The following is a 25,209-nucleotide window of genomic DNA, read 5'->3' as shown; positions in this document are numbered from 1 at the left end:
CCACGCAGTTGGCACGCGCACTGCAACAGCCCCGGTGTCACTCACAGGGGAACGGCACATGACGCACAACGAACCGGGCAACGATTACCCTCTCAGCGAGGTGCCCATGCATGCACGCAAGGGCCTTGGCTCCACGGCCATGGTGTTGCTGGGCTTCACCTTTTTTACCGCGACCATGTTCGCCGGCGGCAAGCTGGGGGTGGCCTTCAGCTTTACCCAGATGCTCGCTGTCGTGGCCCTGGGTAACCTGCTGTTGGGTATCTACGCCGCAGGCCTGGGTTACATCGCCTTCAAGAGCGGCTTGAACTCGGTGCTGATGGGGCGTTTCTGCTTTGGCGAAGTCGGTAGCAAGTTGAGTGACCTGATCCTGGGGTTCACCCAGATTGGCTGGTACGCCTGGGGCACTGCTACGGCGGCCGTGGTGCTGGGTAAATATTTCGAGTTGAACCAGGGCAGCGTGCTGGCACTGATGGTGCTGTTCGGCCTGGTGTTTTGCGCCACGGCCTACGTGGGTTATCGGGGGCTGGAGATTCTCTCTTACATTGCAGTACCGGCCATGGGCCTGCTGCTGTTGCTGTCAATGTGGGTAGCCACCGTACACATTGGCGGGCTTGAAGGCTTGCTCGCGGTGGTACCCAGCGCGGAACTGGATCTGTCCACGGCCATTACCCTGGTATTCGGCACCTTTGTCAGCGGGGCCACCCAGGCCACCAACTGGACACGGTTTTCCCGCTCGGCCAAGGTGGCGGTGCTGGCCAGCCTGATCGGCTTTTTTATCGGCAACGGCCTGATGGTGCTGATCGGGGCCTATGGCGCCATCGTCTATCAACAACCGGATGTGGTGGAAGTCTTGCTACTGCAAGGGTTCGCCATGGCGGCAATGGCCATGCTGCTGCTCAATATCTGGAGCACCCAGGACAACACCATCTATAACTTCGCCGTCGCCGGCTGCAACCTGCTGCGCACCAAGCGCCGCAAGACCGTGACCCTGGTCGGCGCCGTGATTGGCACCCTGCTCGCCTTGCTGGGCATGTACGACATGCTGGTGCCCTACCTGATACTGCTGGGCACCGTGATTCCACCGATTGGCGGGGTGATCATGGCCGACTTTTTCTATCGCTATCGCGGTCACTATCCACGGCTCGCGGATGTGCGCTTGCCAGCCTTCAACTGGCCGGGGCTGATGGCCTATGCCGTCGGTACGGTGCTGGCCTTCAGTTCGCCGTGGGTCGCGCCCTTGGTAGGGATCGTCACTGCATCCGCCACCTACATCGCGCTTACCGCCGTCCTGCGGGTGCGCGTACCATTGGCTGACATCCAGGCATGAGCCTGAGCGCCCCGACACTACAATGACCGCCTGGACATCGGCGTCGCGCCGATGATCTGGCGGCTGTCTGCCTGATTGCTTTTTGCCCAAGAGGAACTTGCCCATGCATATCATCAATGCCCGCCTGCGCAACCGTGAAGGCCTGCATGATCTGCACCTGGAACACGGCCGGATCGCCAGTATCACGCCACAAACCGCCGCCCCGATCCTGGGGCCGGACGACCTGGACGCCGCCGGCAACCTGGTGGTGCCGCCGTTTGTCGAACCCCATATCCACCTCGATGCCACCCTGACCGCCGGCGAACCGCGCTGGAACATGAGCGGCACGCTGTTTGAAGGGATCGAATGCTGGGGCGAACGCAAGGCCACCATTACCCAGGCAGACACCAAGACCCGCGCCAAACAGACCATCCAGGCCCTGGCGGCCCACGGCATCCAGCATGTGCGCACCCATGTGGATGTCACCGACCCGGACTTGACCGCGCTCAAGGCCATGCTCGAAGTGCGCCAGGAGAGCAGCCACCTGATCGACCTGCAAATCGTGGCGTTTCCCCAGGAAGGCATCGAGTCCTATCGCAATGGCCGTGAACTGATGGAAGAAGCTATTCGCCTCGGCGCCGATGTGGTGGGCGGTATTCCTCACTTCGAGTACACCCGCGACCAGGGGGTCAGCTCGGTCAAGTTCCTGATGGACCTGGCCGAGCGCACGGGTTGCCTGGTCGATGTGCATTGCGATGAAACCGACGACCCGCACTCGCGCTTTCTGGAAGTGCTGGCCGAAGAAGCCCGCAGCCGCGACATGGGTAGCCGGGTCACCGCCAGTCACACCACGGCCATGGGTTCCTACGACAATGCCTACTGCGCCAAGCTGTTCCGCCTGCTGGGGCATTCGGGCATCAGCTTTGTATCCTGCCCCACCGAAAGCATTCACTTGCAGGGCCGTTTCGACAATTTCCCCAAGCGCCGGGGTGTGACCCGGGTCCACGAACTGTTGGAGGCCGGCATGAACGTCTGCTTCGGCCAGGACTCCATCGTCGATCCCTGGTACCCCCTGGGCAACGGCAATATCCTGCGGGTACTCGAAGCCGGGCTGCATATCTGCCATATGCTCGGCTACAGCAACCTGCAAAAAGCCTTGGACTTGGTTACCGACAACAGCGCCAAAGCCATGGCCCTGGGCGACCGCTACGGGCTGGAGCCCGGGCGCCCGGCCAACCTGCTGATCCTGTCGGCAAACAGTGACTATGAAGTGATTCGCAGCCAGGGCCTGGCGCTGTACTCGATCCGCAACGGCCAAGTGTTGATGAAGCGCCAGCCTGCGCAGGTGACTTTTGTGTAAAGCGCTGGCTTAAACGATCGAGTCCAGGTCCAGTGGTTTGCCCCTCCCCCGGTCTGCCTGGAAGGCCGGCGGGATACTTGCCAGTTGGGACAACTCACGGTTTTCCCGGTGACCGAACCAACGCTCGAGGCTGGGTTGCAAGTGCGCACTGGAAGCGTAGCTGCCGTATACATCGCGCACTTCCAAGCGGCGCCAGCGCAGGCTCTCCAGGCGCTGGCGACTGGTTTGCAGGCGATCGATTTCAGCGCTCAAGGCATCGTGCTGCTCATGACCACGCCCGTTCGCCGGGCTGAGGCGGTGGAGTTCAAGCCGCTTGTCCTGCAGTTGTTCACGCATAGTGCTCAGCGCGCGATCGATCAGTGCGTACTCCCGCGCCGTCACCAGGGAGCCGCGGTTATCCAGTGTCTGCTGCCAGCGGCGCAAGGTGGCCCACGCCGCCGGCACGTAGCTGACGACCATGGCGTGCTGGCTGGCCTGGAACAGTTGCTTGAGCAGGTTGTCACGCTCGGGCATGTCACCATGCAGGCGCAAGGCGCGATTGCACTCTGCCTCCTGCACCGACTCACACCCGGGCTTCCACAGCACCGAGGAATGCGTCCCGTCCGCCAGGGTGATCGGCATGAAGTGCTGTTGCTCGCCGTGATGCTGATAAGGCTGGCCCCCGATACGCACCAGACCCGCAGCAAACAACAGGCCTCCCGGCGTGGACGCGCTGAACAAGGCCACAGCCCCTGGAACCCAGAGCTTGGCCGTGGTGTTCATCCACGTTGTGGGAACGCTGGGGACCGGGTCGTTATGGTTGACGATCCGGTGATGCACCAGGGCCGCGGCACCGCCTGTAAATTCGGCATCGGCGGCGCGCGGGGCGCCATAGGTGTAAAGGAGGACGTTGTAGTTGGCATCCTTGACACGGCGCAATCCCTCAGCCAGCAACAAGGCGATTGCCCCACCCAGGCTGTGGCCACATATCACGATGCGTTGGCCGATGTAGAACTGATCCAGATAACGCAATACGAAGTCACGCATGGCGCGGTAAGCCTGGTAAAAACCTTCATGGGCTTTGCCAAGGCCGTCGGCAAAAGGCACCTGGTGGGCGTTCGCGTCACGCAGGCCATCCGCGGCACTGGCCGTCCCCCGCACGGCAATCAGCACCACTTCGTCGTGATGGCAGATAAAGGCCTGGGTATCGGTCCCCTGCTCTTCATCATCGAAAAAATGCAGGCGCGCCGGATACTCCTGCCTGGCCTCCAGCGTCGGACTGTTCTGCGGATACACGTCAGGATCAAAGGGCAGGATCTCGAAGCGCCGGGAGTACGGGACCTCCTCATACAACGGGTAAAAGCGCTGCACTTGCTCGGCGTCGACCCGCCAGGCCTGCTGATACCCCGAGAGCTTTTCAGCAAACAGATGGCCGATGCTGGGCTCCTGGGGAAAGTGGACCTCATCTTGCGGGTGGCTGGCCGGTTCCTGGCCAAAACGGCAGTAACTCAAGGTCGCCATCAATGCCAGTTGGTACAGGTTCATGGCACAGAACCCGTCCTCGGTGGACAACATCGGGCGCAGTGCGCGCAAGGGCCGCACTTGCAGCACCGTATGCTGGTTGGGGAACAGCACGACGCCCCACAACCCGGGCTGGGGTGGACCAAACCCAAGGTCGGCCATCATTTGCAGGGCATGTCGCTGGGGGCCGTGGGACCGGGGCGCCGGAGGCGGCAAATGGGCGACATGGCGGACCAGGTCGCGGACTTCGACCTGGTAGAATCGATTGGCTTGCTGCTGAGCCGGGTTGGTCTCGACACGCTGGCCGTCACTGCGAACAAAGCGTGTCTGTTCAGCTCGAAATTGCAGCTCTGTAATGGGCAAAGGGTAGTGACTTCGTGCTTGTAACACTCCGTAATAGTCACTTCCAGATGCCTCATGGAGCGCATCGAAAGTCAGAACCTGGGGGCCTCTGTACGGGTTATCCAGCTTCACATAACCATCGCCATCCAAGTGCCCAACGTGTTGCTGCCCCTGGCTGTCCAAGACCGAGTAGGCAAGCCCTGCATAGGCTTTCCCATCGCCTGTTTCATCAACCAGGGCAAAACTCAGCCAGCCTCCCCGTAACGGACAAACAGGCATTTTTTCGCTGAAAAACGGCTTCTTCCACGCTTCAAAATCCATAGCTGAATATCCTTATTCAGTACAGGTTGGGTAAACAGTGCATTCACGCCCGTCAGGCATCTTGAAAGGCCTGAAATGGGCAGCGCCCTTTGTGCAAAAACCATATTGATCATCCATGTTCTTCCCCTGGCAACGCTTCCACCCTTGTGGAACGCGAACCCAGGTATTGCCCATGTAAGGCTTCTCTTCGTTCGCAACTTCCAGGACCAGCCGGAGCGTGTTGCCAGGCAGTCGGTTGCGCGGCACGACACCACCGGCCGGTGCCCCCTGCGGTTGCCCTTCGTTGTCCAGCGCGTTGCATTTAAGAATTTTCCTGATGGCATGCTGCGATCCAAGGGTACGAAACAGCCACTGACATCGCCCTTTCAACTCCGGCGCACCCGACTCGGGCCGCTCAACACCTGCACGGTCCTGAATGTAGATAGCCGCCATATCTGCGCCGACATCGGTATCGCGCACGCCCCACCGTGCATAAAAATCAAATTCCACGCTGCGCAACACCAACGAGCAGCCTTCTACCGTTTCAGTCAGGGGCAGCTCCTGGGTCACGCGGCTGGCTGTCGGGTTGTAGGGCACACTAAAAATCTTCCGCTCTGGCCTTTTGCCTCGGCGCCAAGGCAAGGTGCAGCTTTCACCTGTCGCCGGGCTGTAGTTGGCGGCGCTTTTAACACGGAAATTGGCCGGCAAGTCCACCTGCAACGTCACGCGATCAACGGGTACGCGCGCACATCCCGACGTGCACGCCATGCCAAGCGCAAGCCATGCCCCCCACTCCCGCCTATTCATGCTGATGCCCCAGCGTGCGCCACTGCTCCACCACCCGTCCAAAGTGATCCCCCGGTGTCTCCGCCACCAATGGCGGCCACCGGAGCACGCTCGCTCGCGTCGCTTCCTCCAAACGCCGCACCACCAAGAACTCCAACTGTTCCGGCTCTCGCCATTGCCAGGTACGGGCCTGCTCCAGTACATGGGCCAACCATATTCTCGGGTCCTGGAATTCAACCAGGGCCACGAGGTTTTCGCTGTGCTCGGCCAACAGGTAGCGCAGGATATTGGCCTGCAGAATGGCCTTGGCCTGGGGGTTGGGGAGGTTTAGCCAAGGGGCGGGATCGGGTACCGGGTACTTGCCCGGCGCCGGATTGCTGGCACTGCACCATTGCGCTTCATGCCAGTAGCACACGCTGATCAACGGCCCGAGATAGGCCGGCCATTGCGCTACCGGCAAGTAACCCAGCGCACGTGCCAGGGTGCGGTTGTCGTGGAAACGGTACAGGGCCTGATTGCCCGGGGGCCCTACCAGCATCCGCGCCTGCCAATGCTCGATAACGCCGCCTAGGTCCACGTCGGGCAAACTGCCCAGCCAGCCCCAGTTCGCCTCGGGGTGCTCCAGCAAGCCTACCAACGCAGGCTCACCAAGATGCTCCACTGACAGGATCACTGGCCCGGCCGCCGCCAATTCTGCCACTGCGCTCGTGCCGTAGAGGTTGCAATACTGCGCCCGATTGCCAGACGCCATCAGCCTCTGGAGCGCGTCGTTGTTTCCCTCAAGGATCAAGCACAGCCGACGCCCTGCCTGCTGCTGTTGGGTCATCCATTGGCCTGGCATGCGCGCCATCAAGCCACCCTCCCGCCAAGGTCGCAGACCGCTTCACGGCAGTGCTCGCAGACCGGGCAAAAGTCCGCCCCGATCTGCCTGGCCATATGCATGATCACGCCCTGGACCGCTGAAAGATACGGCCCCGGATCGCCCGGCCCCAAGGGACTGGCCGCGTGCGCGGCGACCGGCGAGCCCCCCAGGGTAATGGGACGACTGCTGAAAATACCGCCGGCCTGGATCAGCAGGTGTTCTCCTCCGGCCTTGAAACTCAACTGCGCACCGGCGTCGATCACCAGGCTGGCACCCGCCTTGAGATGAACCTGTTGCCCGGCCTCGATCACCAGGTTCTGGCCGATACAGGCCTGGCTATCGCCCTGTACCTGGCGGTGCTCGCCACCCCCGACCAGGACTTTGCGATCACCGCGAACGTGGTGGTGCTCTTCGCTTTCCAGGTGGACCGTGCTCAGACCGTGAATGGTTTCACGCCGCTGCCCACCGACTTCCAGGTGGCTGTCATGGCCCACCTGCTGCTGCAAATCCCGCTGGGCCCGCAGGTAGATGAGTTCTTCACCCAGGCGGTCCTCCAGGTGCAGTTCGTTGGAGCCTGCGCCACCGGGGCAACTGTGGCTGCGCAATACGCTGCGGGTCTTGTATTGCGGCAATGGATAGGCTGGCCTGTGCCGCGCATTAGGCAGGCAACCGTTGATCAACGGCCGGTCAGGGTCGCCTTCCAGGAAGGTCACCAGCACTTCCATGCCGACCCGGGGCGTCATGATCGCGCCAAAACCGTCACCCGCCCACCCGGAGGCCACACGTACCCAACAACTGCTTTTATCACTCGCGGTGTCCAGACGATCCCAGTGAAACCGCACCTTCACTCGACCATAGGCATCGCAATGCACTTCCTCGCCCACCGGGCCTGTCACTGTAGCGGTCTGGCTGCCGGTGATCGTCGGCTTGGGGTGCTTGAGCGCCGGGCGATGGACCGCGCGCCAGGGCGTGGCGTTGAAGCGGTTGCGATAGCCCTGGAACACCTCAGCACCGGGCATTGCCTCTTCCAGCACCTGGGGTTGATAACCCTCGTGACGCACTGAAGTCAGCAGCCACAAGTCATTGCAGGCGGGTTGCGGGTGATCGCGCAATGGCAGGAAATGGCCACTGCACAACGCCGGCTGATCACTCTTGCCCAAGGCCCGGTGACGGTCGCGCTGATGGCGCTCCAGGCTGCGACGCGCCAGTTGCGCACCCCGCGCATGGCCGGTAAAGCCGCCAGGGTAGTGATAGTCCTCAAGGGGCGGCACCGCTGTAGCCCCGGCCTGTTCCTGCAGGCGCCGCGAAGGATGCTCGAAATCATGATCACGCCGGACAGCCTGGCGACTGCGGGTAGCCAGGCGCACATCGAACCGCTGGATCACCCGCGTCTCGGCGGCCGGGCCGCTGGCCAGGCAAAAACGCTGTGCAGGCAGGCGCCGGAATACCGTCTGGTCATCACCAAACACCACTACATGGGCATCCGGGCTGTGGCGGAAGTGGTAGTGAATCCCCTCTTCTTCACACAGCCGCTGGATAAAGTGCAGGTCGCTCTCGGCGTATTGCACACAGAACGTGCGCGGCGGATAGACCACAGGGCCTAACTCGAAGGCATACGCATCGGCCAGGATTGCGTGGTGTTCAAGCACGGCCGCGATAATCTGCGGCACGCTGCGTTGCTGAAAGATGCGCTGGTCACGGCGATGCGCCAGCCATGCCAGGCGCGGGGCCAGGGTCAGGCGATAACGGGTGAGCCGAGCCCCTGGATCGTCGCGGCCAACGGCATACACCTGCCCGTGCAGCCCTTGGCCCGCGTCGCCAAAACCCAGGTAGGCCGGCTGGTGCAGCAATGCTTCCAGGTCAAGGCCAGGGTTTTCGCTGACCAGTTGCACCTCGATGAAGTATGGCTGGTCCAGGGCTTCGCGGCCTTTGAATGCCAGTACTTGAAAGTCGGCCTCTACGCTTTGAAGCGTAAAGTTGAAACGTGACGAAACAAACGCGTTAACCATCCGTTGTTACCCGCCATAACTATTTGACTGAAACACTCCCTCCCGCCAAACATAAATCCTGCGGCCAAAGAAAGTGCCTGAACGCCCTAAAGATTAGCGAGGTCCGCGAGAATCCGGCACTTTCAAAAATAAAAAAGAAGTTTCGTACGAAGAGAATGGAAGTCTCTTTTACAAGATGAGAAATCCTTAAAATAAACCAGACAGCAACAGCAGGAACTTACTTACACAACTCCCCGAATAACAAGTAAACAATAAAGAAACGACTGACACTTATTTAAGCCCTCAAGTACTTCAGTCTTGAAGCACTGCGGCCCCGAACAGGCTGACACTCAGCAACGTATCGGCCTGAACCTGCAAGCGTACTGGCGCCGTGCCGCCCGGCATCACCACCGCCACCTCTCCTGCCTCGACCCACCCCGCCCGCCATGCCGCACAGGCCACCGCGCTGGCACTGGTCCCGGAAGACGCCGTGGGACCCTCGCCGCGCTCGAACACCCGGGCAATCACCCGATTGGCAGCGTCGCGCGCAGCCCATTGCAGGTTGACCCCGGCAACACAGGGCCGGCCATTGCCAGCCGGAGGGGCAAAGGCCATCGCTTTCAATGGCTCGAACAGCCCAGGCTGGTGCATCTGCCGATTGTCCGGCAAGGCCGATGCGTGCTCGACCAGGGTCACGCAATGGGGGTTGCCGATACGCACAAATTGACTGTGCGCCCATTGCGGGTTGATCGCAGCCAGCTCACGTACATGACCAGGCCCGGAGCTTCCCTGCCCCAACGCGCCCACCGCCTGTGGCCCGAATTCCGGCTGCCCCAGCGCCAACCAGAACCCCGGGACCTGGCCATGGACTGCCGGCTCAACCCAGGTTGCTAGCGGCGATAGCCCACCCGGTTGGTCGTGGTGCACCCGCAGCTCACAGGCCCGGGGCATCAGCCCCGCATCCGTCAGGGCCTGGGCAAAAATCGTCAAGCCGTTGCCGCTGCGCTCGGCCAGGGAACCATCGGTATTGATAATCAGCAGGTCATACGGCGGCGCAGCCTGGAACGGCCCGACCAGCAAACCATCGCAGCGATAGGCCTTGGCCTCGGCTGGACGCGGCGACGTCCCCCAGCCACATTCGGCCGCTATCGCCGACGCCGCCCACCCCTGGCGAGTGCTGGCGGCCAGGGCGGCGCTTGTGGGCACGGCAATGCCCCGGCGGCGTAACAAGGCCGGGCTGACCACACCGTAGATATTGCCGCGAGCGTTGTAGAACAGGGTCATGGGGTGATCCACCTCAGTATCCGCCAATATCGGCCATGGGAAAAACGCCTGGTGATTGTGGGGGATGTCTGGGTGCGGCACCACCCAAGCTGTGTGCATCCCCCTGGCAAAACCAGCCACGCACCCTACACTTCTGTTTTCCCTGGATGGACGTTTTCATCAGGCCGAAGTCCGTGCGCAGTCGAACAAACGCCGTCCTCATGTTCCCGGAGGATGCACCATGAAGCCACTTGCCCCGCAACATCCCATTGAAACGCTGTACCGCGCTGGCCGCAAAACGTTCATTGAACTGGTACCTGATGGCGGCGCACGCCTGGACGCGCTGTTCCATACCGCACCGGCCCTGGGCGAATTGGCGGTCGGCGTGGTGTATGGCTATCTGCATGATCGCCCCGGCCTTGATCCACGCCTGCAGGAGGCCGCGATTTTTGCCGCGATCGTCGCCGCCGGCATGGTCGGCCCACCGTTGAGCGTGCACTTCAAGACCAGCCTGGCCCAAGGCCTGGCGCCTGGGGAGCTGACTGAACTGTTATTGCTCGCCTCGGCCTTTACCGGTTTCCCCCGTGCCGTCGCCACCGCCGACCAGCTCAACCTGCTGTTTGCCGGGGCCAACCTGCCCTCGCCTCCGCCACCGACACCCCGCGCCGTGGCAGTAGCGTTTTGCGAAAGCGTGCGCCAGGGCCACCCGTCGTTCCCGGTGGATGCCCAGGCTCGAAAGCTGCTGCGCAAACCCCATAAGCTGTCGCTGCACGCCACCGCTGCGGATCGGGTGATGGTGGAGAGTTACATCGGCCAGGAAACCACGCCGCGCGGCACGCTTGTGGTGCGGGTCGATGGCGCTGATGTGGTGCAAGTCAGGGCGTATCTCCCTGCACCGACCTGACCCGTGCACACATGAAAGTTCGCGCTCGCCAAGGGAACCTGGCTCGCTCCAGAGGGACTGATGTGCAAGGATGTCGCGCCGGACATCGTTCGCTGAACGCAAACCCCAAGGACTTTCATGACTGCCATTCCTACCCCAGCGCCCGTGGTTCCAGGCCGTCTGGAACAAATGTCGACTCGTATCGCGTTTTTTATTGCCGGCTTTGGCATTGCCGCCTGGGCACCGCTGGTGCCCTATGCCAAGGCTCGCGCCCAGCTCAACGAAGGCACGCTGGGCCTGTTGCTGCTGTGCCTGGGGGTGGGGTCGATCCTTGCCATGCCCGTGGCCGGCGCGCTGGCATCACGCTATGGCTGCCGACGCGTGCTGAGCGCCGGCACGCTCCTGCTCTGCGTGGCCTTGCCGATGCTGGCCACCGTCAGCTCGATCCCCTGGCTGATGGCCGGGTTGTTTCTGTTTGGTGCAGGCCTGGGCACGGTGGACTCCACCGTCAACCTGCAGGCGGTGATCGTGGAGCGGGCCAGTGGCAAAACCATGATGTCGGGCTTCCACGGGCTGTTCAGCCTGGGGGGGATTGTCGGGGCGGCGGGTGTCAGCGCGTTGTTGGGGTTGGGGTTGTCACCGCTGTCGGCCACCCTGGTGGTAATCGTGATTACCCTGGCCGCCCTGCTCAAGGCGGCCCCCCATCTGCTGCCCTACGGCAGTGAAAGCTCCGGCCCTGCCTTTGCCATTCCCCATGGGGTGGTGCTGTTTATCGGCTGCCTGTGCTTTATCGTGTTCCTGGCAGAAGGTGCCGTGCTCGACTGGAGCGCGGTGTTCCTCAGTGACGAACGCGGCCTCGACGAAGCCTATGCGGGCCTGGGTTATGCGGCGTTTGCCTTGACCATGACCCTCGGGCGCCTGACCGGCGATAGGATTGTGCGTCGCCTGGGCGCCAAACGGGTGATCGTGATCGGTGGCTTGCTGGCCACCGCGGGCATGCTGTTGGCCACACTGCTCCCGGCATGGGAAACCGCGCTGCTGGGCTATGCCCTGGTAGGCGCCGGCTGTTCTAATATCGTGCCGGTGCTGTACACCGCCGTCGGCAAGCAAAAGGTCATGCCGGAACATATTGCAGTACCCGCCATTACCACCCTGGGTTATGCCGGTATTCTCGCCGGCCCCGCGCTGATCGGCTTTATCGCCCATGGCAGCAGCTTGAGCGTGGCCTTTGTGTTGATCGCCGTGCTGCTGCTGGGCGTGGCAATCAGCGGGAAAATACTGCGGGTGTAAGGCCCGCAAGGCGCTACAGGTTTTTGTTGTTTTCGAGCCAGCCGTCAAGGTCTTTGTTGCTCAACCATCCCTTCTGGTAATGATTGCCGTAGAGGCGTCGCCAGCCAGAATGGACGCGCTCCAGCGAGCTCAATAGCCGGGGACGGTCCACCAGGTTTTTTGACATGTACACCAGTTGCTCGCTGTACATCTTTTTCGGCAACCCGGTGGCGGGGTCCCGGATAACGGCGCCGTCCTTGTCCGTTTCGTCCGGGTCCCGGCTGATTGAGACCAGCCTCGCGATTTCGACGTAGCCGACCTGCTCAAAAAAGCCCGTGCGGTCCCGGGACCGGTCACGCAGTTCATCAAAGGCCGCCCTGAACGCCTGCACCAACTCGACATTGGTCTTGGCGTGAAAAGGGTCCGAACTGAAGGCGTTGGGGTCGCTGTTGCCAAACATTCCCTGTACGGCCTTCGACAGACTTTCCCGCGTTATAAAACCCTCCTCATCAAGGATCGCATCGATCAACCGCGGGCGTTGGAGCAGGGCCTTGGCCAGCAGGATGGCGTTGTTGAACACCGGCGTTTCCGTCATTTTTTCACCGGCGATTCGCTGCAATGAAGACAGTTTCAATCCTTCATTTTTCATGGAATTTTTCCAGCACGGTGAAATGCTCGGCCAGCGCCGTCACTAACTGGCTATCCGGCAATTGGGTATAGGGATTCACATGGGTGTTACGCGTCGCAGGCGTGTTTCTCAGTTCCTGATGATGCAGCCTGACCTCGTCGGGCGTGGCCCAGCGCAAGGGGCGCCTGAACCCCGAGGTCCGGATTGTATTGGGCAACGGTTGATTGTCGACCTGCCACGCAGGCGGCGTGTTCTCGCTTGAAGCAGCATGGGCTTTGTGTTGTGCGTCATCCGGTATCGCATCATGGCGGCTCGTAACATCGGGCCGCAGGAAAGGGATCCCACCGTCAATTGCCATGATTCATCTCCACCTCTTTCAGATCCATACTCAGGCCGGCCAACACCACCGTCACTGCAAGGGTGGCTTTCCAGCAAGCGCAAAGTATGTGGCCAACGACCAGCAATGGTTCCGGGGTGGCCGACCATTTTCGATGACTGCATGTAAACAATGAGCAAGGCTTGGCTGTGGCCTCAATCAAGCACCCGGTCGGGAAACGCCCAGCAAGGCTTTTATGGCATTGATCAGCCCCGTCGGGGGCTCCGCAGCAGCCTCCATGGGCGCGCCTGGCACAGAGGGCGTGCGGTAGGCCAGCATGCCCTTGGCGAAGTCATCCGCCGCCGGGGCCTTGAAGGTGTACTGGCCGGAAAAATTCTTGACTCGCTGAACTTCGGTGCCTTCCTCGCCAGGCATACCCTGACCCTGGGCAGCGAAATGGCGGCACTGCGTGTGGTTGTCGCAAGGGGGGGCAAGAAGGGATTGCGGCAGGCCGGGAGTTTGAGTTCCAAACGACGTTGAAGTCATGTCGACACCCTCTCTTTGAGTGAAACCGGCGGCGTCATAAAGGCCGTCAGATACACGTTATGTGGCAAACCGCTGAAAACAGTTCCTGATCATTGAGGGGCAGGTGATGAGTGGATGCAGGCAGTATCAGCCAGCCCTGTCATCGAGAAAGCGGGGCATCCTGGGCGAACCGGGAAACACCGCGAAAGACTCGTGGCGCTCCCCGGTTCTGTGCTTGCAATGCAATTGCCCGTGGTTTAACGGGACAACTTCCTCAACCCCCACCAACTGATCCTGCCGTCCTCGTCACGCCCCGCGGTATTGTCCATTTTTTGCAACAACTCGGACCGGTTGGTGAGTTCCTTCGCCAGGTAGGTGAGCTCATCTTTTTTAGGGTTACCCGTCAGGTCTTTTATGGCCGTCTGATAGATTTTGTCGAGTTTGATCTCTCTTCGCCAAAATTGATCCCAGGATTTATCTTCGAGCCGACTAAAATTCTTGAGCAGATCCTTGGCCAGTTCTTTGTCGTCCTTATACTTCAGCGGGCTGTCAGAGAGTATGACGTCCCTGATGTTTTGCCGGGTGAGCTTCTGATCCAGCCCGCCCGTACTACCATTGCGATCAAGGGCCTGCAGGAGGTCCGGACGCTTCAGGATTTCCCTGGCCAGCCGGGTGTTCGAGTCCTTGTGGGCGTAGCCTGTGAGGGAACGTTCTGCTCTATCTTTCAAGTCCTGCTGCGTAATATAGGACGAGTCGTCCTTACTACTGAACCCCGAGAAGTTTTTCAGCAGTTTCTGGGCCAGTTCATCATGGCTGAACTGTGAATACACCGGATCGGGTTTCTGGGGGAATGGCCTTGGCGGCGGGTTCCCAGGAATCACAGGCTTGGCCGGGGAAAAAAACCCTTTCAGGCTGACGAAAAAACCCTGACCTGTCGCCCCTGCCGATCCTGCCGCCAGCGCTCCCCCCCCAGAGCCTTGTGCCATCGACGGCGCAGCCGCAAACATCGGGCCCGACTGACTCGTTACCCCGCTGAAACTAGGCCCGCTGGTGGCTGATACGGTAGCGCCCTTGGCATTGCCGGGCAGGTTAGGTGTGGCGCCATTCGGTAGATTGACGACAGACTGGTTGAAAGCTGATACCGACATATTGATCTCCAGTGCGGCTTGTTGACACGATTTACCACACCGTCCACAGCCCCCGACGATAGCCTGATCGCGAGCCGCCCGTGCACAGTGGGCTAATCGGGTATGTGGCAGGCCTACAGAGTTCGGTTCCTCAAAGTGATGAAAGCGGCTAAAAAAAGGTAGGAAATGGGTCAAGGCAACCCTTCAACAGCGGCAGCAGGGTCGTAAGCTGCAAGAGGAACGGCAGGAGGAAAAGCGCACCGGGACAAGCCCCATTGCCGCTGCCCCGGTCACACTCTCGATCAGGGCAGGCGACGCTCGCCCCCGTCAACGAACCGTCAAAACCCTACGCTCGCCTGTACAAAGAACGTACGCGGCTCACCCAGGTAGATCCCGGAGTTGTTATCGCTGGAACGGGTGTAGTGCTGCTGGTCAAACAGGTTTTTCACCCCCACCCCCAATTTCAGGTTCGACAACTGTGCGCCAAAGTCATAGCCACTGCGTACGTTGACGGACACATAGCCCGGAATATCACCGTACTGGCCATCAGCGGTCGGCTGGGTGATATAGGTGCTGGTGGTGCCTGGCGCCCGCTGGCCGGACTGGGCATACGCGTCCAGGTTGTGGGTCCAGTGGTTGACCGCGTAGCGCAGCCCCAGGGTCGCCACTTGCCGGGAGTACAGCGGCAGGTCACGGCCCTTGAACGCCACATCGCCTTCGGCGGTCGCCCTGGTGTAGGTCAAGCCGGCATTGGCACTCAGCCCCTCCAGGCGCGGGTCGAGGTTGGCCAGGTCGTAATGGGCCGAGGTTTCGATACCGGCGTGCTTGGTGGCCCCCAGGTTGGTCCAGCCCACGTCATTGCTGACGTACTGCAACTCATCGGCAAAATCGATGTAGAACAGCGTCACTTCGCCGCCCCACACCGTGTCGTTGTAGCGCGTACCCACCTCGTAGGTCTTGGCCTTTTCCGGTTGCAGGCCGTTGGCCGTCTGGTCGCCATTACCACCCTGGCCCAGCTGGAAATACTGCAAGCTGCCGAAGGACGTTTCGTAGTTGGCAAACAGCTTCCACGCATCGGAGACGTGGTACATCACGCTCAGCGCCGGCAGCGGTTCGTTGTTCTTGATCTGGCGGTGCTTCTCCTGGGTGCGGCGGCCATTGAGCGCCACCACCGGGCGGTCATGCCATTGGGTGCGGATGCTTTCAAAGCGGATACCAGGGGTGATCGTCCACTTGCCCACGTCGATCTTGTCATCGATATAGAACGCGTTGGCCTCGGTGCCACCGGTGCGGTCCTGGTACACATGGCCGTCACTCTGGCCACCCGGCGTGGGCACGTTGTTGACCAGGTTGAGGCTGGTGGCCTGTTCGTGCATGCCTTCTTTCAAGTAACGGTAGCCGATACTGGCTTCCTGGGTGGTCGGCCCCAGGTCGAACACATGGGACACCCGTGGCTCAATGCCGAAGGTGTAGTAGGTACGTGGGTAGGCACTGAGGGTTTTCAAGTCGCGGTTGGCGATGTTGCTGCCACGGAAGCTGTCCGAATAATAGGTCAGCACCTCGGCCTGGGTCCGGTCGTCGATCTGGCGGATGTACTTGAACGACACATCCTTGCGCCGGCCGCTGAAGTTGTCCCAGTCGCGCACCGACTGGTAAGGGTTGGCGTCGAACTGCTGCTGGGTCAGGCCGCCCGGCATGTCGGCGCTGGCGTCGTAGTAATGGAAGTTGAGGGTGAAGTCGTCTTGATCGGTCGGCGCCCAGTGGGTCTTGAGGATCACATCGTCGATGTCGTTGCCATTGTTGCTGTCGCGATAACCGTTGCCATTGACCCCGGAATACAGGAGCGCCATGCCCATGCCATTGTCGGCGGTGCCACCGATAAAGGCGTTGTCGATATGTTTCCAACCGCCATGGGCAGCGGTTTGCAGGGTGGTGCCGACTTCACCGGAAAAGGTCTCGGGGATCGCCCGGGTCACGAAGTTAATCACGCCGCCGACGTTCTGCGGGCCATAACGCACGGAACCGGCGCCGCGGACCACGTCGATGCTTTCCAGGTTACCGGCGGAAATCGGTGCCATCGACAACTGGGGCTGGCCATAGGGCGCGAACGCCGCAGGAATGCCGTCGATCAGCACCGTGGAGCGTGGCGACAGGCGCGATGTCAGGCCACGTACGCCGACATTGAGGGAAATATCGCTGCCGCCGGTGCCGTTGGATTCCTGCACCTGCACCCCGGGCACCCGGCGCAGTACGTCACCAACGTTCATCGCGCCCTGCTCCACCATGGCCTCGCGGCGGATCACGGTCCGTGCGCCGGGATGGTTCTGCACCACTTCGGCATTGGCGTCGCCCAGCCAGTCGCCCACCACCTTGATATCTGTCGCGCCCAGTTCCAGGGGCGAGCCGGCTTCACCGCTGCCCTGGGCCAGCGGATGCAGGGTCACCGAGCCCGAGTCGATCCGGTAGTCCAGGCCACTGCCTTGCAGCAACTGGCGCAGAGCCTGTTCCGGCGCCAGGTTGCCATCGACGGCCGGGGCTTGCTTGCCGGCCACCATTGCCGGGCTGAAAAACACTTGCAGCGCGGTTTGCTGGCCCAATTGGCTCAGCGCAGCGCCCAGGGGCTGGGCCTTGATATGGATGGCATCGTCGGCATAGGCCGCGGTACTGATCGCCAAGGCCAGGGCCAACGGCGCCCAGCGGGGTGTTTTATGGTTGTGCGCAGCGAGTTTATTCACGTCGTAATCCCAGGAAAGCACGGCGGTTAATGCAAACCAGTTGCAGTTGGACAAGAAGACGAAGAACTCGGAAAAAACCTGAACCTAGCGTGCAATTATTTCCTGGCTACCGTCGGGCAGCGTGCGCAGGGCCACCGGCAGAATGTGCGGCAAAGCCTTGAGCAAGGCCTCGGTGTCGTGGGTGTTGAACACGCTGGTCAAGCGCAGGTCGCTGGCCGCGGCGCTAACCCGCAGGGGCTTTTCGCGGTAGCGCGAGGCTTCCCGCGCCACCTCGGCCAGGCTGGCGTCGTTGAACACCAGCTTGCCGGTCTGCCAGGCCATGAGCGCCTGGGCGTTGACCGGGCGGGCCGCCGCAACCGTGCCCTGGCTGTCGATCGAGGTGCCCAGGCCCGCCGTCAGGGTGACCACCGGCTGCGCCGCCCGCCCCTGGACCTTGACCGTTCCCGCCTCGACCACCACGCGGGTCTGGTCATCGTCGCGGCGCACGTCAAAGCGGGTACCGGTGACCGTCACCTGCCCGGCCCCGGCCTGCACCACAAAAGGCCGGCTGGTGTCGTGCTCGACGCGAAACAGCGCTTCACCCTGCTTGAGCACAATCGCCCGTCGGCCCTTTTCGTAATGCACCGCGACGACGCTGCGGCTGTTGAGGTCCATCAGCGAACCGTCCGGCAGCGCCACTTGCCGACGCTCCCTCAACAGCGTACTGAACTCAGCATCGTAGACCGCCGGATACTCCAGGCCGCTGAACAGCCCAAGGCCCACAGCCACCGCCAGCACGCTGGCCGCCATGGCATAGCGCACGGCGCCACGACGCTTGCGCGGCCCAGGCGTATCGAGCAAGGCCTGCAAACGCCCCTTGGGCAGCAGGTCGGCGGCGCGCCACAGCCCTTGCAGCACCTCGAATTCGTACTGGTGCGCAGGATGTTCCCCACACCAGGTGTCGAAAAGACGTTGCTCCTCGACGTTCAAGGGTAGGTCCTGCAAACGCACGAACCACCGCGCCGCCTCGTCACGCACCGCTGCGCGGCCACAGGCACACTCACGGGTATCCATCATGGAAGATCCTGTTTCAAAGCGGGCATTGGTCATGGGGCCAGCGCATCCAGGCGCTCGCGCAAATGCCGCAGGGTGCGGATCATATACTTTTCCACCATGTTTTTAGAAAGCCCCAGGCGCTCGGCGATTTCCTGTTGGGTCAGGCCTTCGATCTTTTGCCAGATGAAAATCCTGCGGCAATTGAGAGGCAATTCGGCCAGGGCCCGCTCGATGGAGTCCGCCAACTGGACCGCGTGCATGTAATGCTCCGGGTCGCCACTGTGCGACGCACCCTGCTCAAAGGCCGGCAGCGCCAGCGCGTCGCGCCGGTCGGCACGACGATGGGCATCCACCGCAATATTGCGCGCCGTCTGGTGCAAATAGGCGCGCGGCTGCTCAACCCGCGTCGACTTGGCTTCCAACACCCGTACGAACGTATCGTGGGCCAGGTCCTCGGCCTGCTGGCGATTGCGCAGGCGCCGCGTCCAGGTTCCGACCAACTCTTCGTAGTACGCGAAAAAGCCAGGTCGGCGGGGCGGCTGAGGAGTCATCGGGGGAGCACTGGGTCGGCGGGGCGGGAATAGTAATGCTTCCTATTAAGTGGAGCAATTGCTTCCCGTCGCCACAGCCACTTCTACACCAACCGCCTGATCGGCTGATGCCGCCACACCAACCGGTAATACGCGGTCTGCAACCCGAGCATCACCAGGTAAGTCACCGGAAACGCCATCCACACCCCTTCCAGGCCAAAGCGTGCATTGAGCAGGTACGCCACCGGCAGCTCCACGCCCAGCACGCAGAAGATCGAGATCGCCACCGGCATCAGCACCACGCCGCTGGCGCGCATGATGCCGCCAATCACCGCCTGGAAACCGAATACCAGAATGCTCCAGAGCATGATGTGCAACAGGTGTTCGGCCTGAACCCGCGCCGCGTCATCGGTGATGAACAGGCCCAGCAGCCAGTGGGACAAGGCATAGCCGAGCACGATCAGGCCACCGGTCAGGCACAAGTTGATCGCAAGCCCAGTGCGCAGGATCGGCCCGATGCGTTCCAGGCGCCCGGCGCCGATGGCCTGGGCGCCGAGGATCGAGGCGGTGATGGCAATCGACAGCGCCGGGAACTGCACGTAATTGACGATCTGCGTCACCGCGCCATACGCCGCCGTGGCCTGGGAACCGTGGCCATTGACCAGCGCCAGGATCACCAGCTCCGACAACGACAGCACCACCATCTGCAAGCCGGTGGGCAGGCCGATACGCAGGACTTGGCCGAGGATCGCCCGGTCCAGGCGCAAGGCCGCCAGCAAGGCACGATCCGGTGCCATCACGTGGTTTTTATGGCGCAGGCGCAGCACCAGAAACAGCATGGCCACGGCATTGGCCACCAGGCCAGCATAGGCCGCGCTCTGGATGCCCATGGGCGCCAGCCCCAGCCAGCCGCGGATCAGGGCCGGAGTCAGCAACAGGCCGACCAGCGTCGACACCATCAGCGCCAGCAACGGCGACACGGTGTCGCTCACGCCCCGCAGCAACTGGGTGTAGAGGATGAACACCAGCAACAGCGGCATGATCAGCATCATCACCTGGGCATAGCCAACCGCATCGTCCAGTACATCCAACGGCGTACCCAGCGCTTGCATGGCCGGGCGTGCGAACAGGCTGCCGAGCACGGCGGCGAACACGCCGATCAACGCACCCAGGGTCAGGGTCGCGCCAGTGATGAGCTTGACCAGCGCGGTTTCCCCCGCGCCCCAGGCCTGGCCGATCAGCACCGAGGCGCCCGCCCCCAGGCCAATCACCAGGGCGATAAAAAAGAACACGATGGGAAACATCCCCGACACCGCCGCCAGCGCCTGGGTACCGAGCATCTGCCCGACATAGATGCCATTAAGGGTGCCGGAAAAACTCTGGAGGAAGTTGGACAGCACCATCGGCGCAAGAAAGAACAGGTAGACCTGCCACAGCGGGCGTTGCAAAGGGTTCTGCATGAAAAGCGGGGCCTCGGAATGACACAGCGACCGAGGGGTTATAGCGTATTGGATCCGATCCTGCTGTGTTTTAAACCGCCACCCAACTCACAACGCCTATCCCAGCATTTCGCGAAGCCTGTACCACAACATGCCCAGCGCCAGTAAAGGCGAGCGCAAGGCCTTGCCGCCCGGGAAAGTCATATGGGGCACCCGGCTGAAGGTATCCAGGCCCTGGCTGACGCCGGCGTGGATCCCTTCGGCCAGCAGCCGCGCGCACCAGTGGGTGACATTGAGCCCGTGTCCCGAATAACCCTGGGCGTAAAACACGTTGGGATACTGCTGCAACCGACCCACCTGGGGAAAGCGATTGGCGGTAATACCAATCTTGCCGCCCCACTGGAACTCAATGGCCGTGTTGAACAACTGTGGAAACACCTTGAGCATCTTCGGCCGCATATAGGCGGCGATATCCACCGGGTCCCGCCCCGAATAATGACAGGCGCCACCGAACAACAGCCGGCGGTCGGCGGAAAGCCGATAGTAGTCCAGGCCGACTTTCTGGTCGCACAGCGCCAGGTTCTGCGGGCTCAATTCATCGGCGAGTGCAGCCGGCAACGGCTCGGTGGCGATGATATAGCTGCCGGCCGGCAGTACCTTGCCGCTCAGGCGTGGCTCCAGTTCGTCGAGGTGCGCGTTGCACGCCAACACCAGGCTGCCGGCCCGCACGGTGCCACCGGCGCAGCGCACCTGCACGGTGTCGCCATGGCTCAGTTGCAGCACCGCGCTGTGCTCGAAGATCCGCACCCCCAGGGCCTCGGCCACGCGGGCCTCGCCCAACACCAGGTTCAGTGGATGCAAGTGACCGGAGCCCATGTCCACCAAGCCTCCGGCATACCGGGTCGAGCCGACCACCTGTGCCATATCCTGCGCCGCCACCCGCCGGGTTTCAGGTAGGTAACCCAGGGCCGCAAGGCTGTCCTGCTCCCCCTTGAACGCAGCAAATTGCGCCGGTGTATTGGCCAGCTCGCAAAAGCCCCAGCGCAGGTCGCAGTCGATGCCATGCTCACGGATGCGCTCCCCCACCAGTGCCACCGAATCGATACCCGCGCGCTGCAAATAACGCACGCCCTCCTCGCCCACATGCCGAGCAAACCCCGAAACGTCATGGCCAATACCCCGGATCAACTGCCCGCCATTGCGCCCGCTGGCGCCCCAGCCAATGCGCCGGGCCTCCAGGAGGATCACCGACAGGCCACGCTGGGCCAGTTCGATGGCGGTGTTGACGCCGGTAAAACCGCCGCCGATCACACACACATCGGCATTCAGGTCCGCAGCCAGTGCCGCGCGCTGGGGCATGGCATGGGCCGACGCCAGGTAATAGGAACGGGCATGGTCTTGGGGCTGATTCATCGGTTGGACTTCACTTTGCTCCAGGCCCGGGTCATCACACGCATGATGGCCGGGCTGGGGGTGGTGGAAATGTACAGTTTGTCGAGCACGGCCTGGGGCGGGTACACCTCGGGGTTGTTCACCAGCTCTGGTGCCATGAAGGCCTTCGCCGCCAGGTTGGGGTTGGCGTAGCCAACGTAGGTACTGACCTTGGCAATCACCTCGGGGTCCAGCAGGTTGTTGATAAACGCGTGGGCCTGTTGCGGGTTAGTGGCGTCTGCGGGAATCGCCAGCAAGTCGAACCACAGGTTGCTGCCTTCCTTGGGAATCGCATAGGCGATGTTCACGCCATTCTTGGCTTCCTTGGCGCGGTTGGCCGCCTGGAACACATCGCCGGAGTAACCGAAGGCCACGCAGATATCACCGTTGGCCAGGTCCGAGATGTACTTGGAAGAGTGGAAATAGGTGATGTACGGGCGCAGAGTCAGCAACTTGGCCTCAGCCTTTTCATAATCGCCGACCTGCTCACTGCGCGGGTCCATGCCCATATAGTTGAGGATCGCCGGGAACGCTTCATCCGCCGAGTCCAGGAACGCCACGCCGCATTGCTGCAGCTTCTTCAGGTTCTCGGGCTCGAACAGCACCGCCCACGAGTCAATCTGCTCGATGCCCAATACTTGCTTGACCTTGTCGACGTTATAGCCAATGCCATTGGTGCCCCACAGGTACGGCACCGCATGGGCATTGCCGGGGTCGTTCTGCTCCAGCAACTTGAGCAGCTTGGGGTCCAGGTTCGGGTAGTTGGGCAGTTGTGCGCGGTCCAGTTTAAGGAACGCCCCGGCCTTGACCTGGCGCCCCAGGAAATGATTGGACGGCACCACCACGTCATACCCGGTACGCCCCGCCAGCAGCTTGCCCTCCAGGGTTTCATTGGAGTCGAACACGTCGTAGACCACCTTGATCCCGGTCTTGGCCTGGAAATCGGCCAGGGTGGTCTCGCCGATGTAATCGGTCCAGTTGTAGACACTGACCGTCGGCGCAGCGTGGCTGGCGCTGCTGAATACGGCGGCCAGGGCCAGTGGGAGAAGCGGTTTGACGAGACGCATATCGACACCTTTTTTAGAGTTGAGGGTGGAGTCAGACACTCAGCAGCAGGAACTCACGCTCCCAGGAGCTGATCACCCGCTTGAAGTTTTCATGTTCGGCACGTTTCACCGCCACATAACCGCGCACGAACTTGTCCCCCAGGTATTGCTTGACCGTATCGCAGGCCTCCATGCGCGCCAGGGCATCTTCGATGGTGATCGGCAGGCGCAGGTTGCGGCGTTCATAGGCACGGCCTTCGACCGGGGCGCTCGGTTCGATCTTTTCGATCATCCCCAGGTAGCCGCACAACAGGCTGGCAGCAATGGCCAGGTAGGGGTTGGCATCGGCCCCCGGCAGGCGGTTTTCGACGCGCATCGCGTCGGGGCTGGAGGTCGGCACGCGCAGGCCGACGGTGCGGTTTTCTTCGCCCCACTCCACGTTGACCGGGGCCGAGGTGTCGGGCAGGAAGCGGCGGAACGAGTTGACGTTGGGCGCGAACATCGGCAGCAGCAGCGGGATGTATTTCTGTAGGCCGCCAATATGCTGCAAGAACAGCGGGCTCATCTGCCCGTCGGCATCGACAAACACCGGCTTGCCCGTGGCAATCTCCACCACGCTCTGGTGCAGGTGCATGGCGCTGCCCGGCTCGTCGGCCACCGGCTTGGCCATAAAGGTCGCGGCCACATTGTGCTTGAGCGCGGCTTCGCGCAGGGTGCGCTTGAACACGGTGATCTGGTCGGCCAGGTCGAGGGCATCGCCGTGGCGGAAGTTGATTTCCATCTGCGCCGGGCCGTCTTCGTGGATCAGCGTGTCGAGGTCCAGGCCCTGGGCTTCGCACCAGTCGTACACATCCTCAAACAGCGGGTCGAACTCGTTGGCCGCATCGATGGAAAACGACTGGCGCCCGGTTTCGGCCCGCCCGGAGCGGCCCACCGGAGTTTTCAGCGGCAGGTCCGGGTCATCGCAACGCTGGGTCAAGTAAAACTCCATTTCCGGCGCGACAATCGGCTGCCAGCCCTGTTCGGTATAGAGTTGCAGGACCTTTTTCAGCACATTGCGCGGCGACAACTCGATGGGGTTGCCCTGCTTGTCGAAGGTGTCGTGGATCACGATGGCGGTGGGCTCGATGGCCCACGGCACCACGTAGGTGGCGTTGGCCACCGGGCGGCAGATCATGTCGATATCGGCCGGGTCCAGCAGGTCGTAGTAGATATCGTCGTCGACAAAATCCCCGGTTACCGTTTGCAGCAACACACTTTCCGGCAGGCGCATGCCGCGCTCATGCAGGAACTTGTTGGTGGGCGCAATCTTGCCGCGGGCGATGCCCGTCAGGTCGCTGATCACGCATTCGACTTCGGTAATCTTGTGTTCTTTCAGCCAGGTGGACAGCTGATCGAAAGGGGCATTCATAAAGACCTCGGCATGGGTGGGATGCTGCGCCGGCTTGTACTTGCGGCGCATTGAGGTCTATCTTGGGCCAGCCTTCAAACGGCATCTATCCACTTTGCACGACCCACAACGCACCAATAGAGTGCGCACGGATCACCCATGACACAGGCAACCGCTTTGCGCGTACAGGCCTTCACCACCGGTGATGTGGCCGCCCAATGCAGTGCGACACCCGGTTGGGTGCAGCAGTACCAGCAGATGTCCCCGGGGCATTTTGCCGGGCAGGTCCGCTACCTCGACCTGCAGGGGGTGCAGGTGTACGAAGAGTGCATGAACACCCGCGTCGAGCAGCACTTCAACGCGCCGCCAGGCTCGCTCGCGTTCTGTTTCGACGGCAGCGACAACACGCTGTACCTGCTCAATGGCGAAAGCCGCAACACCTGGATCACCCCGGAAAACTACCGGGAAGTGGCCGTGGTGTTCGGCCCGCAGTTCGTGCAACGCCATGGCCTGGAGATGGCCAGACTCGAAGGCCTGTTCATGGCGCCGTTGACCGGCCAACAAAACGCGCTGTTCAGCCGCTGGCTCAGTGGCACCCTGACACGCTTGTCCAGCATGATCGACCCGCTCAGCCGCGATGCCCTCACCCGGCAACTGCTGGACGATTGCCTGTTTATTCTCGACAACGCCTGTGTGTGCCTGGACCGCCACTCATTGCAGCGGCGCAGCGAAGCACGCCGGCTGATGGCGCGCATCGGCGCGTGGGCGGCGGATGCGCCGGATGAAAGCGTCAACCTGCTGCAACTGGCGCAGATTGCCGGCGTACCGTTGCGCCAATTGCAGCAGGGGTTCAAGACCTACACCGGGATGAGCCCGGCGCAATGGTTGCGCCTGCGCCGGTTGAACGGCGCACGCCGCGAGTTGTTGAGCGCAACCGATACCACGGTGGCCGAGGTGGCGATGAATTGGTCGTTCTGGCATTTGGGGCGGTTTTCCCAGAGCTACCGGGCGCTGTTCAAGGAACTGCCGAGCGAAACCCGCAAACGCCATTGCTCAAATGCAATCCCCTGTAGGAGCTAGGGTGGGTCAATGGCTACTGACACACCGCTATCACAGCCCCGGAAAGATTGGCGTGAAGCCTCAGACAC

21 protein-coding genes are annotated in these 25,209 nt (G+C 61.9%); 5 read left to right on the top strand and 16 right to left on the bottom strand.

Going from position 1 to position 25,209, the window contains the following annotated elements; translation table 11 throughout:
* The first annotated feature begins 58 nt into the window (after positions 1–58).
* Both codB and codA read left to right on the top strand, forming a co-directional pair.
* Positions 59–1,327 (top strand): cytosine permease, encoded by a 1,269-nt coding sequence (codB, locus tag AO268_RS05670; protein WP_099168123.1) that lies wholly within the window; start codon positions 59–61, stop codon positions 1,325–1,327.
* A 103-nt stretch (positions 1,328–1,430) separates the two neighbouring features.
* Positions 1,431–2,666 carry a cytosine deaminase gene (gene codA / locus AO268_RS05665; protein ID WP_099168122.1) on the top strand — a complete coding sequence of 412 codons (1,236 nt, stop codon included), beginning with the start codon at positions 1,431–1,433 and terminating at the stop codon, positions 2,664–2,666.
* 9 nt (positions 2,667–2,675) lie between these two features.
* Here codA and AO268_RS05660 read toward each other — a convergent pair whose 3' ends face one another.
* The 5 genes from AO268_RS05660 to AO268_RS05640 form a co-directional block, all read right to left on the bottom strand.
* Positions 2,676–4,829, bottom strand: coding sequence for a lipase family protein (locus AO268_RS05660; RefSeq protein WP_099168121.1), 2,154 nt, complete (start codon positions 4,827–4,829; stop codon positions 2,676–2,678).
* A 12-nt stretch (positions 4,830–4,841) separates the two neighbouring features.
* A complete protein-coding gene (locus AO268_RS05655) occupies positions 4,842–5,615 on the bottom strand; it encodes a hypothetical protein (protein ID WP_176561342.1) in 774 nt (257 codons plus the stop codon).
* A complete protein-coding gene (locus tag AO268_RS05650; RefSeq protein WP_099168120.1) occupies positions 5,608–6,444 on the bottom strand; it encodes a DUF4123 domain-containing protein in 837 nt (278 codons plus the stop codon). Before AO268_RS05650 ends, AO268_RS05655 begins: the two co-directional genes overlap by 8 nt.
* Entirely contained in the window at positions 6,444–8,465 is a 2,022-nt protein-coding gene (gene tssI, locus AO268_RS05645) for a type VI secretion system tip protein TssI/VgrG (protein WP_099168119.1), read from the bottom strand. Before tssI ends, AO268_RS05650 begins: the two co-directional genes overlap by 1 nt.
* Before the next feature lie 291 nt (positions 8,466–8,756).
* On the bottom strand, positions 8,757–9,728 hold the full coding sequence (locus AO268_RS05640) for a diaminopimelate epimerase (protein WP_099168118.1): 972 nt from the start codon (positions 9,726–9,728) through the stop codon (positions 8,757–8,759).
* Positions 9,729–9,948: 220 nt separating this feature from the next.
* Between AO268_RS05640 and AO268_RS05635 the strand changes: the two genes are divergently transcribed.
* Entirely contained in the window at positions 9,949–10,611 is a 663-nt protein-coding gene (locus tag AO268_RS05635; protein WP_083743095.1) for a carboxymuconolactone decarboxylase family protein, read from the top strand.
* A 117-nt stretch (positions 10,612–10,728) separates the two neighbouring features.
* Complete coding sequence (locus AO268_RS05630; protein ID WP_076964350.1) at positions 10,729–11,880, top strand: MFS transporter; 1,152 nt, start codon at positions 10,729–10,731, stop codon at positions 11,878–11,880.
* Between the two features lie 13 nt (positions 11,881–11,893).
* Here the strand turns inward: AO268_RS05630 and AO268_RS05625 are convergent, their stop codons facing one another.
* The 11 genes from AO268_RS05625 to AO268_RS05575 all read right to left on the bottom strand — a co-directional run bounded on the left by AO268_RS05625 (position 11,894) and on the right by AO268_RS05575 (position 24,082).
* On the bottom strand, positions 11,894–12,478 hold the full coding sequence (locus AO268_RS05625) for a type III secretion effector protein (protein ID WP_257154346.1): 585 nt from the start codon (positions 12,476–12,478) through the stop codon (positions 11,894–11,896).
* A gap of 19 nt (positions 12,479–12,497) precedes the next feature.
* Positions 12,498–12,845: a hypothetical protein gene (locus AO268_RS05620; RefSeq protein ID WP_076964352.1), complete on the bottom strand. Its 348-nt coding sequence runs from the start codon at positions 12,843–12,845 to the stop codon at positions 12,498–12,500.
* A 177-nt stretch (positions 12,846–13,022) separates the two neighbouring features.
* Positions 13,023–13,238 carry a hypothetical protein gene (locus AO268_RS05615; protein ID WP_076964367.1) on the bottom strand — a complete coding sequence of 72 codons (216 nt, stop codon included), beginning with the start codon at positions 13,236–13,238 and terminating at the stop codon, positions 13,023–13,025.
* Positions 13,239–13,585: 347 nt separating this feature from the next.
* Positions 13,586–14,476, bottom strand: a complete 891-nt coding sequence (locus tag AO268_RS05610) for a hypothetical protein (RefSeq protein WP_099168116.1) — start codon at positions 14,474–14,476, stop codon at positions 13,586–13,588.
* Between the two features lie 317 nt (positions 14,477–14,793).
* Entirely contained in the window at positions 14,794–17,190 is a 2,397-nt protein-coding gene (locus AO268_RS05605) for a TonB-dependent siderophore receptor (protein ID WP_099168115.1), read from the bottom strand.
* Positions 17,191–17,274: 84 nt separating this feature from the next.
* Positions 17,275–18,243 carry a FecR family protein gene (locus AO268_RS05600; RefSeq protein WP_099168176.1) on the bottom strand — a complete coding sequence of 323 codons (969 nt, stop codon included), beginning with the start codon at positions 18,241–18,243 and terminating at the stop codon, positions 17,275–17,277.
* A 32-nt stretch (positions 18,244–18,275) separates the two neighbouring features.
* Positions 18,276–18,776, bottom strand: a complete 501-nt coding sequence (locus AO268_RS05595) for a sigma-70 family RNA polymerase sigma factor (protein WP_076964354.1) — start codon at positions 18,774–18,776, stop codon at positions 18,276–18,278.
* A gap of 83 nt (positions 18,777–18,859) precedes the next feature.
* Complete coding sequence (locus AO268_RS05590) at positions 18,860–20,215, bottom strand: MATE family efflux transporter (protein ID WP_099168114.1); 1,356 nt, start codon at positions 20,213–20,215, stop codon at positions 18,860–18,862.
* Between the two features lie 96 nt (positions 20,216–20,311).
* Positions 20,312–21,607 (bottom strand): NAD(P)/FAD-dependent oxidoreductase, encoded by a 1,296-nt coding sequence (locus tag AO268_RS05585; RefSeq protein ID WP_099168113.1) that lies wholly within the window; start codon positions 21,605–21,607, stop codon positions 20,312–20,314.
* On the bottom strand, positions 21,604–22,692 hold the full coding sequence (locus AO268_RS05580) for a polyamine ABC transporter substrate-binding protein (protein ID WP_099168112.1): 1,089 nt from the start codon (positions 22,690–22,692) through the stop codon (positions 21,604–21,606). The genes AO268_RS05585 and AO268_RS05580 overlap by 4 nt, the downstream gene beginning before the upstream one ends.
* A 31-nt stretch (positions 22,693–22,723) precedes the next feature.
* Positions 22,724–24,082, bottom strand: coding sequence for a glutamine synthetase family protein (locus AO268_RS05575; RefSeq protein WP_099168175.1), 1,359 nt, complete (start codon positions 24,080–24,082; stop codon positions 22,724–22,726).
* A 138-nt stretch (positions 24,083–24,220) separates the two neighbouring features.
* Here AO268_RS05575 and AO268_RS05570 point away from each other — a divergent pair, with 138 nt between their 5' ends.
* Positions 24,221–25,141, top strand: a complete 921-nt coding sequence (locus tag AO268_RS05570; RefSeq protein ID WP_099168111.1) for a helix-turn-helix domain-containing protein — start codon at positions 24,221–24,223, stop codon at positions 25,139–25,141.
* Positions 25,142–25,209 lie beyond the last annotated feature (68 nt).

Origin of the sequence: Pseudomonas sp. ICMP 8385 (genome assembly GCF_002699915.1) — a bacterium.
GTDB classification, from domain to species: Bacteria; Pseudomonadota; Gammaproteobacteria; order Pseudomonadales; family Pseudomonadaceae; genus Aquipseudomonas; species Aquipseudomonas gessardii.
The sequence above is the reverse complement of the archived record's forward strand: the minus strand, read 5'-3'. Positions and strand labels throughout refer to the sequence as shown.

Excerpts from the sequence above, each read along its gene's own strand:
- AO268_RS05615 (WP_076964367.1), bottom strand. The coding sequence starts at position 13,238 with ATGCCTGGCGAGGAAGGCACCGAAGTTCAGCGAGTCAAGAATTTTTCC.
- codB (WP_099168123.1), top strand. The coding sequence starts at position 59 with ATGACGCACAACGAACCGGGCAACGATTACCCTCTCAGCGAGGTGCCC.
- AO268_RS05590 (WP_099168114.1), bottom strand. The coding sequence starts at position 20,215 with ATGCAGAACCCTTTGCAACGCCCGCTGTGGCAGGTCTACCTGTTCTTT.
- AO268_RS05595 (WP_076964354.1), bottom strand. The coding sequence starts at position 18,776 with ATGACTCCTCAGCCGCCCCGCCGACCTGGCTTTTTCGCGTACTACGAA.
- AO268_RS05620 (WP_076964352.1), bottom strand. The coding sequence starts at position 12,845 with ATGGCAATTGACGGTGGGATCCCTTTCCTGCGGCCCGATGTTACGAGC.
- AO268_RS05600 (WP_099168176.1), bottom strand. The coding sequence starts at position 18,243 with ATGGATACCCGTGAGTGTGCCTGTGGCCGCGCAGCGGTGCGTGACGAG.
- AO268_RS05640 (WP_099168118.1), bottom strand. The coding sequence starts at position 9,728 with ATGACCCTGTTCTACAACGCTCGCGGCAATATCTACGGTGTGGTCAGC.
- tssI (WP_099168119.1), bottom strand. The coding sequence starts at position 8,465 with ATGGTTAACGCGTTTGTTTCGTCACGTTTCAACTTTACGCTTCAAAGC.
- AO268_RS05655 (WP_176561342.1), bottom strand. The coding sequence starts at position 5,615 with ATGAATAGGCGGGAGTGGGGGGCATGGCTTGCGCTTGGCATGGCGTGC.
- AO268_RS05570 (WP_099168111.1), top strand. The coding sequence starts at position 24,221 with ATGACACAGGCAACCGCTTTGCGCGTACAGGCCTTCACCACCGGTGAT.
- AO268_RS05575 (WP_099168175.1), bottom strand. The coding sequence starts at position 24,082 with ATGAATGCCCCTTTCGATCAGCTGTCCACCTGGCTGAAAGAACACAAG.
- AO268_RS05660 (WP_099168121.1), bottom strand. The coding sequence starts at position 4,829 with ATGGATTTTGAAGCGTGGAAGAAGCCGTTTTTCAGCGAAAAAATGCCT.
- AO268_RS05585 (WP_099168113.1), bottom strand. The coding sequence starts at position 21,607 with ATGAATCAGCCCCAAGACCATGCCCGTTCCTATTACCTGGCGTCGGCC.
- AO268_RS05610 (WP_099168116.1), bottom strand. The coding sequence starts at position 14,476 with ATGTCGGTATCAGCTTTCAACCAGTCTGTCGTCAATCTACCGAATGGC.
- AO268_RS05635 (WP_083743095.1), top strand. The coding sequence starts at position 9,949 with ATGAAGCCACTTGCCCCGCAACATCCCATTGAAACGCTGTACCGCGCT.
- AO268_RS05580 (WP_099168112.1), bottom strand. The coding sequence starts at position 22,692 with ATGCGTCTCGTCAAACCGCTTCTCCCACTGGCCCTGGCCGCCGTATTC.
- codA (WP_099168122.1), top strand. The coding sequence starts at position 1,431 with ATGCATATCATCAATGCCCGCCTGCGCAACCGTGAAGGCCTGCATGAT.
- AO268_RS05650 (WP_099168120.1), bottom strand. The coding sequence starts at position 6,444 with ATGGCGCGCATGCCAGGCCAATGGATGACCCAACAGCAGCAGGCAGGG.
- AO268_RS05630 (WP_076964350.1), top strand. The coding sequence starts at position 10,729 with ATGACTGCCATTCCTACCCCAGCGCCCGTGGTTCCAGGCCGTCTGGAA.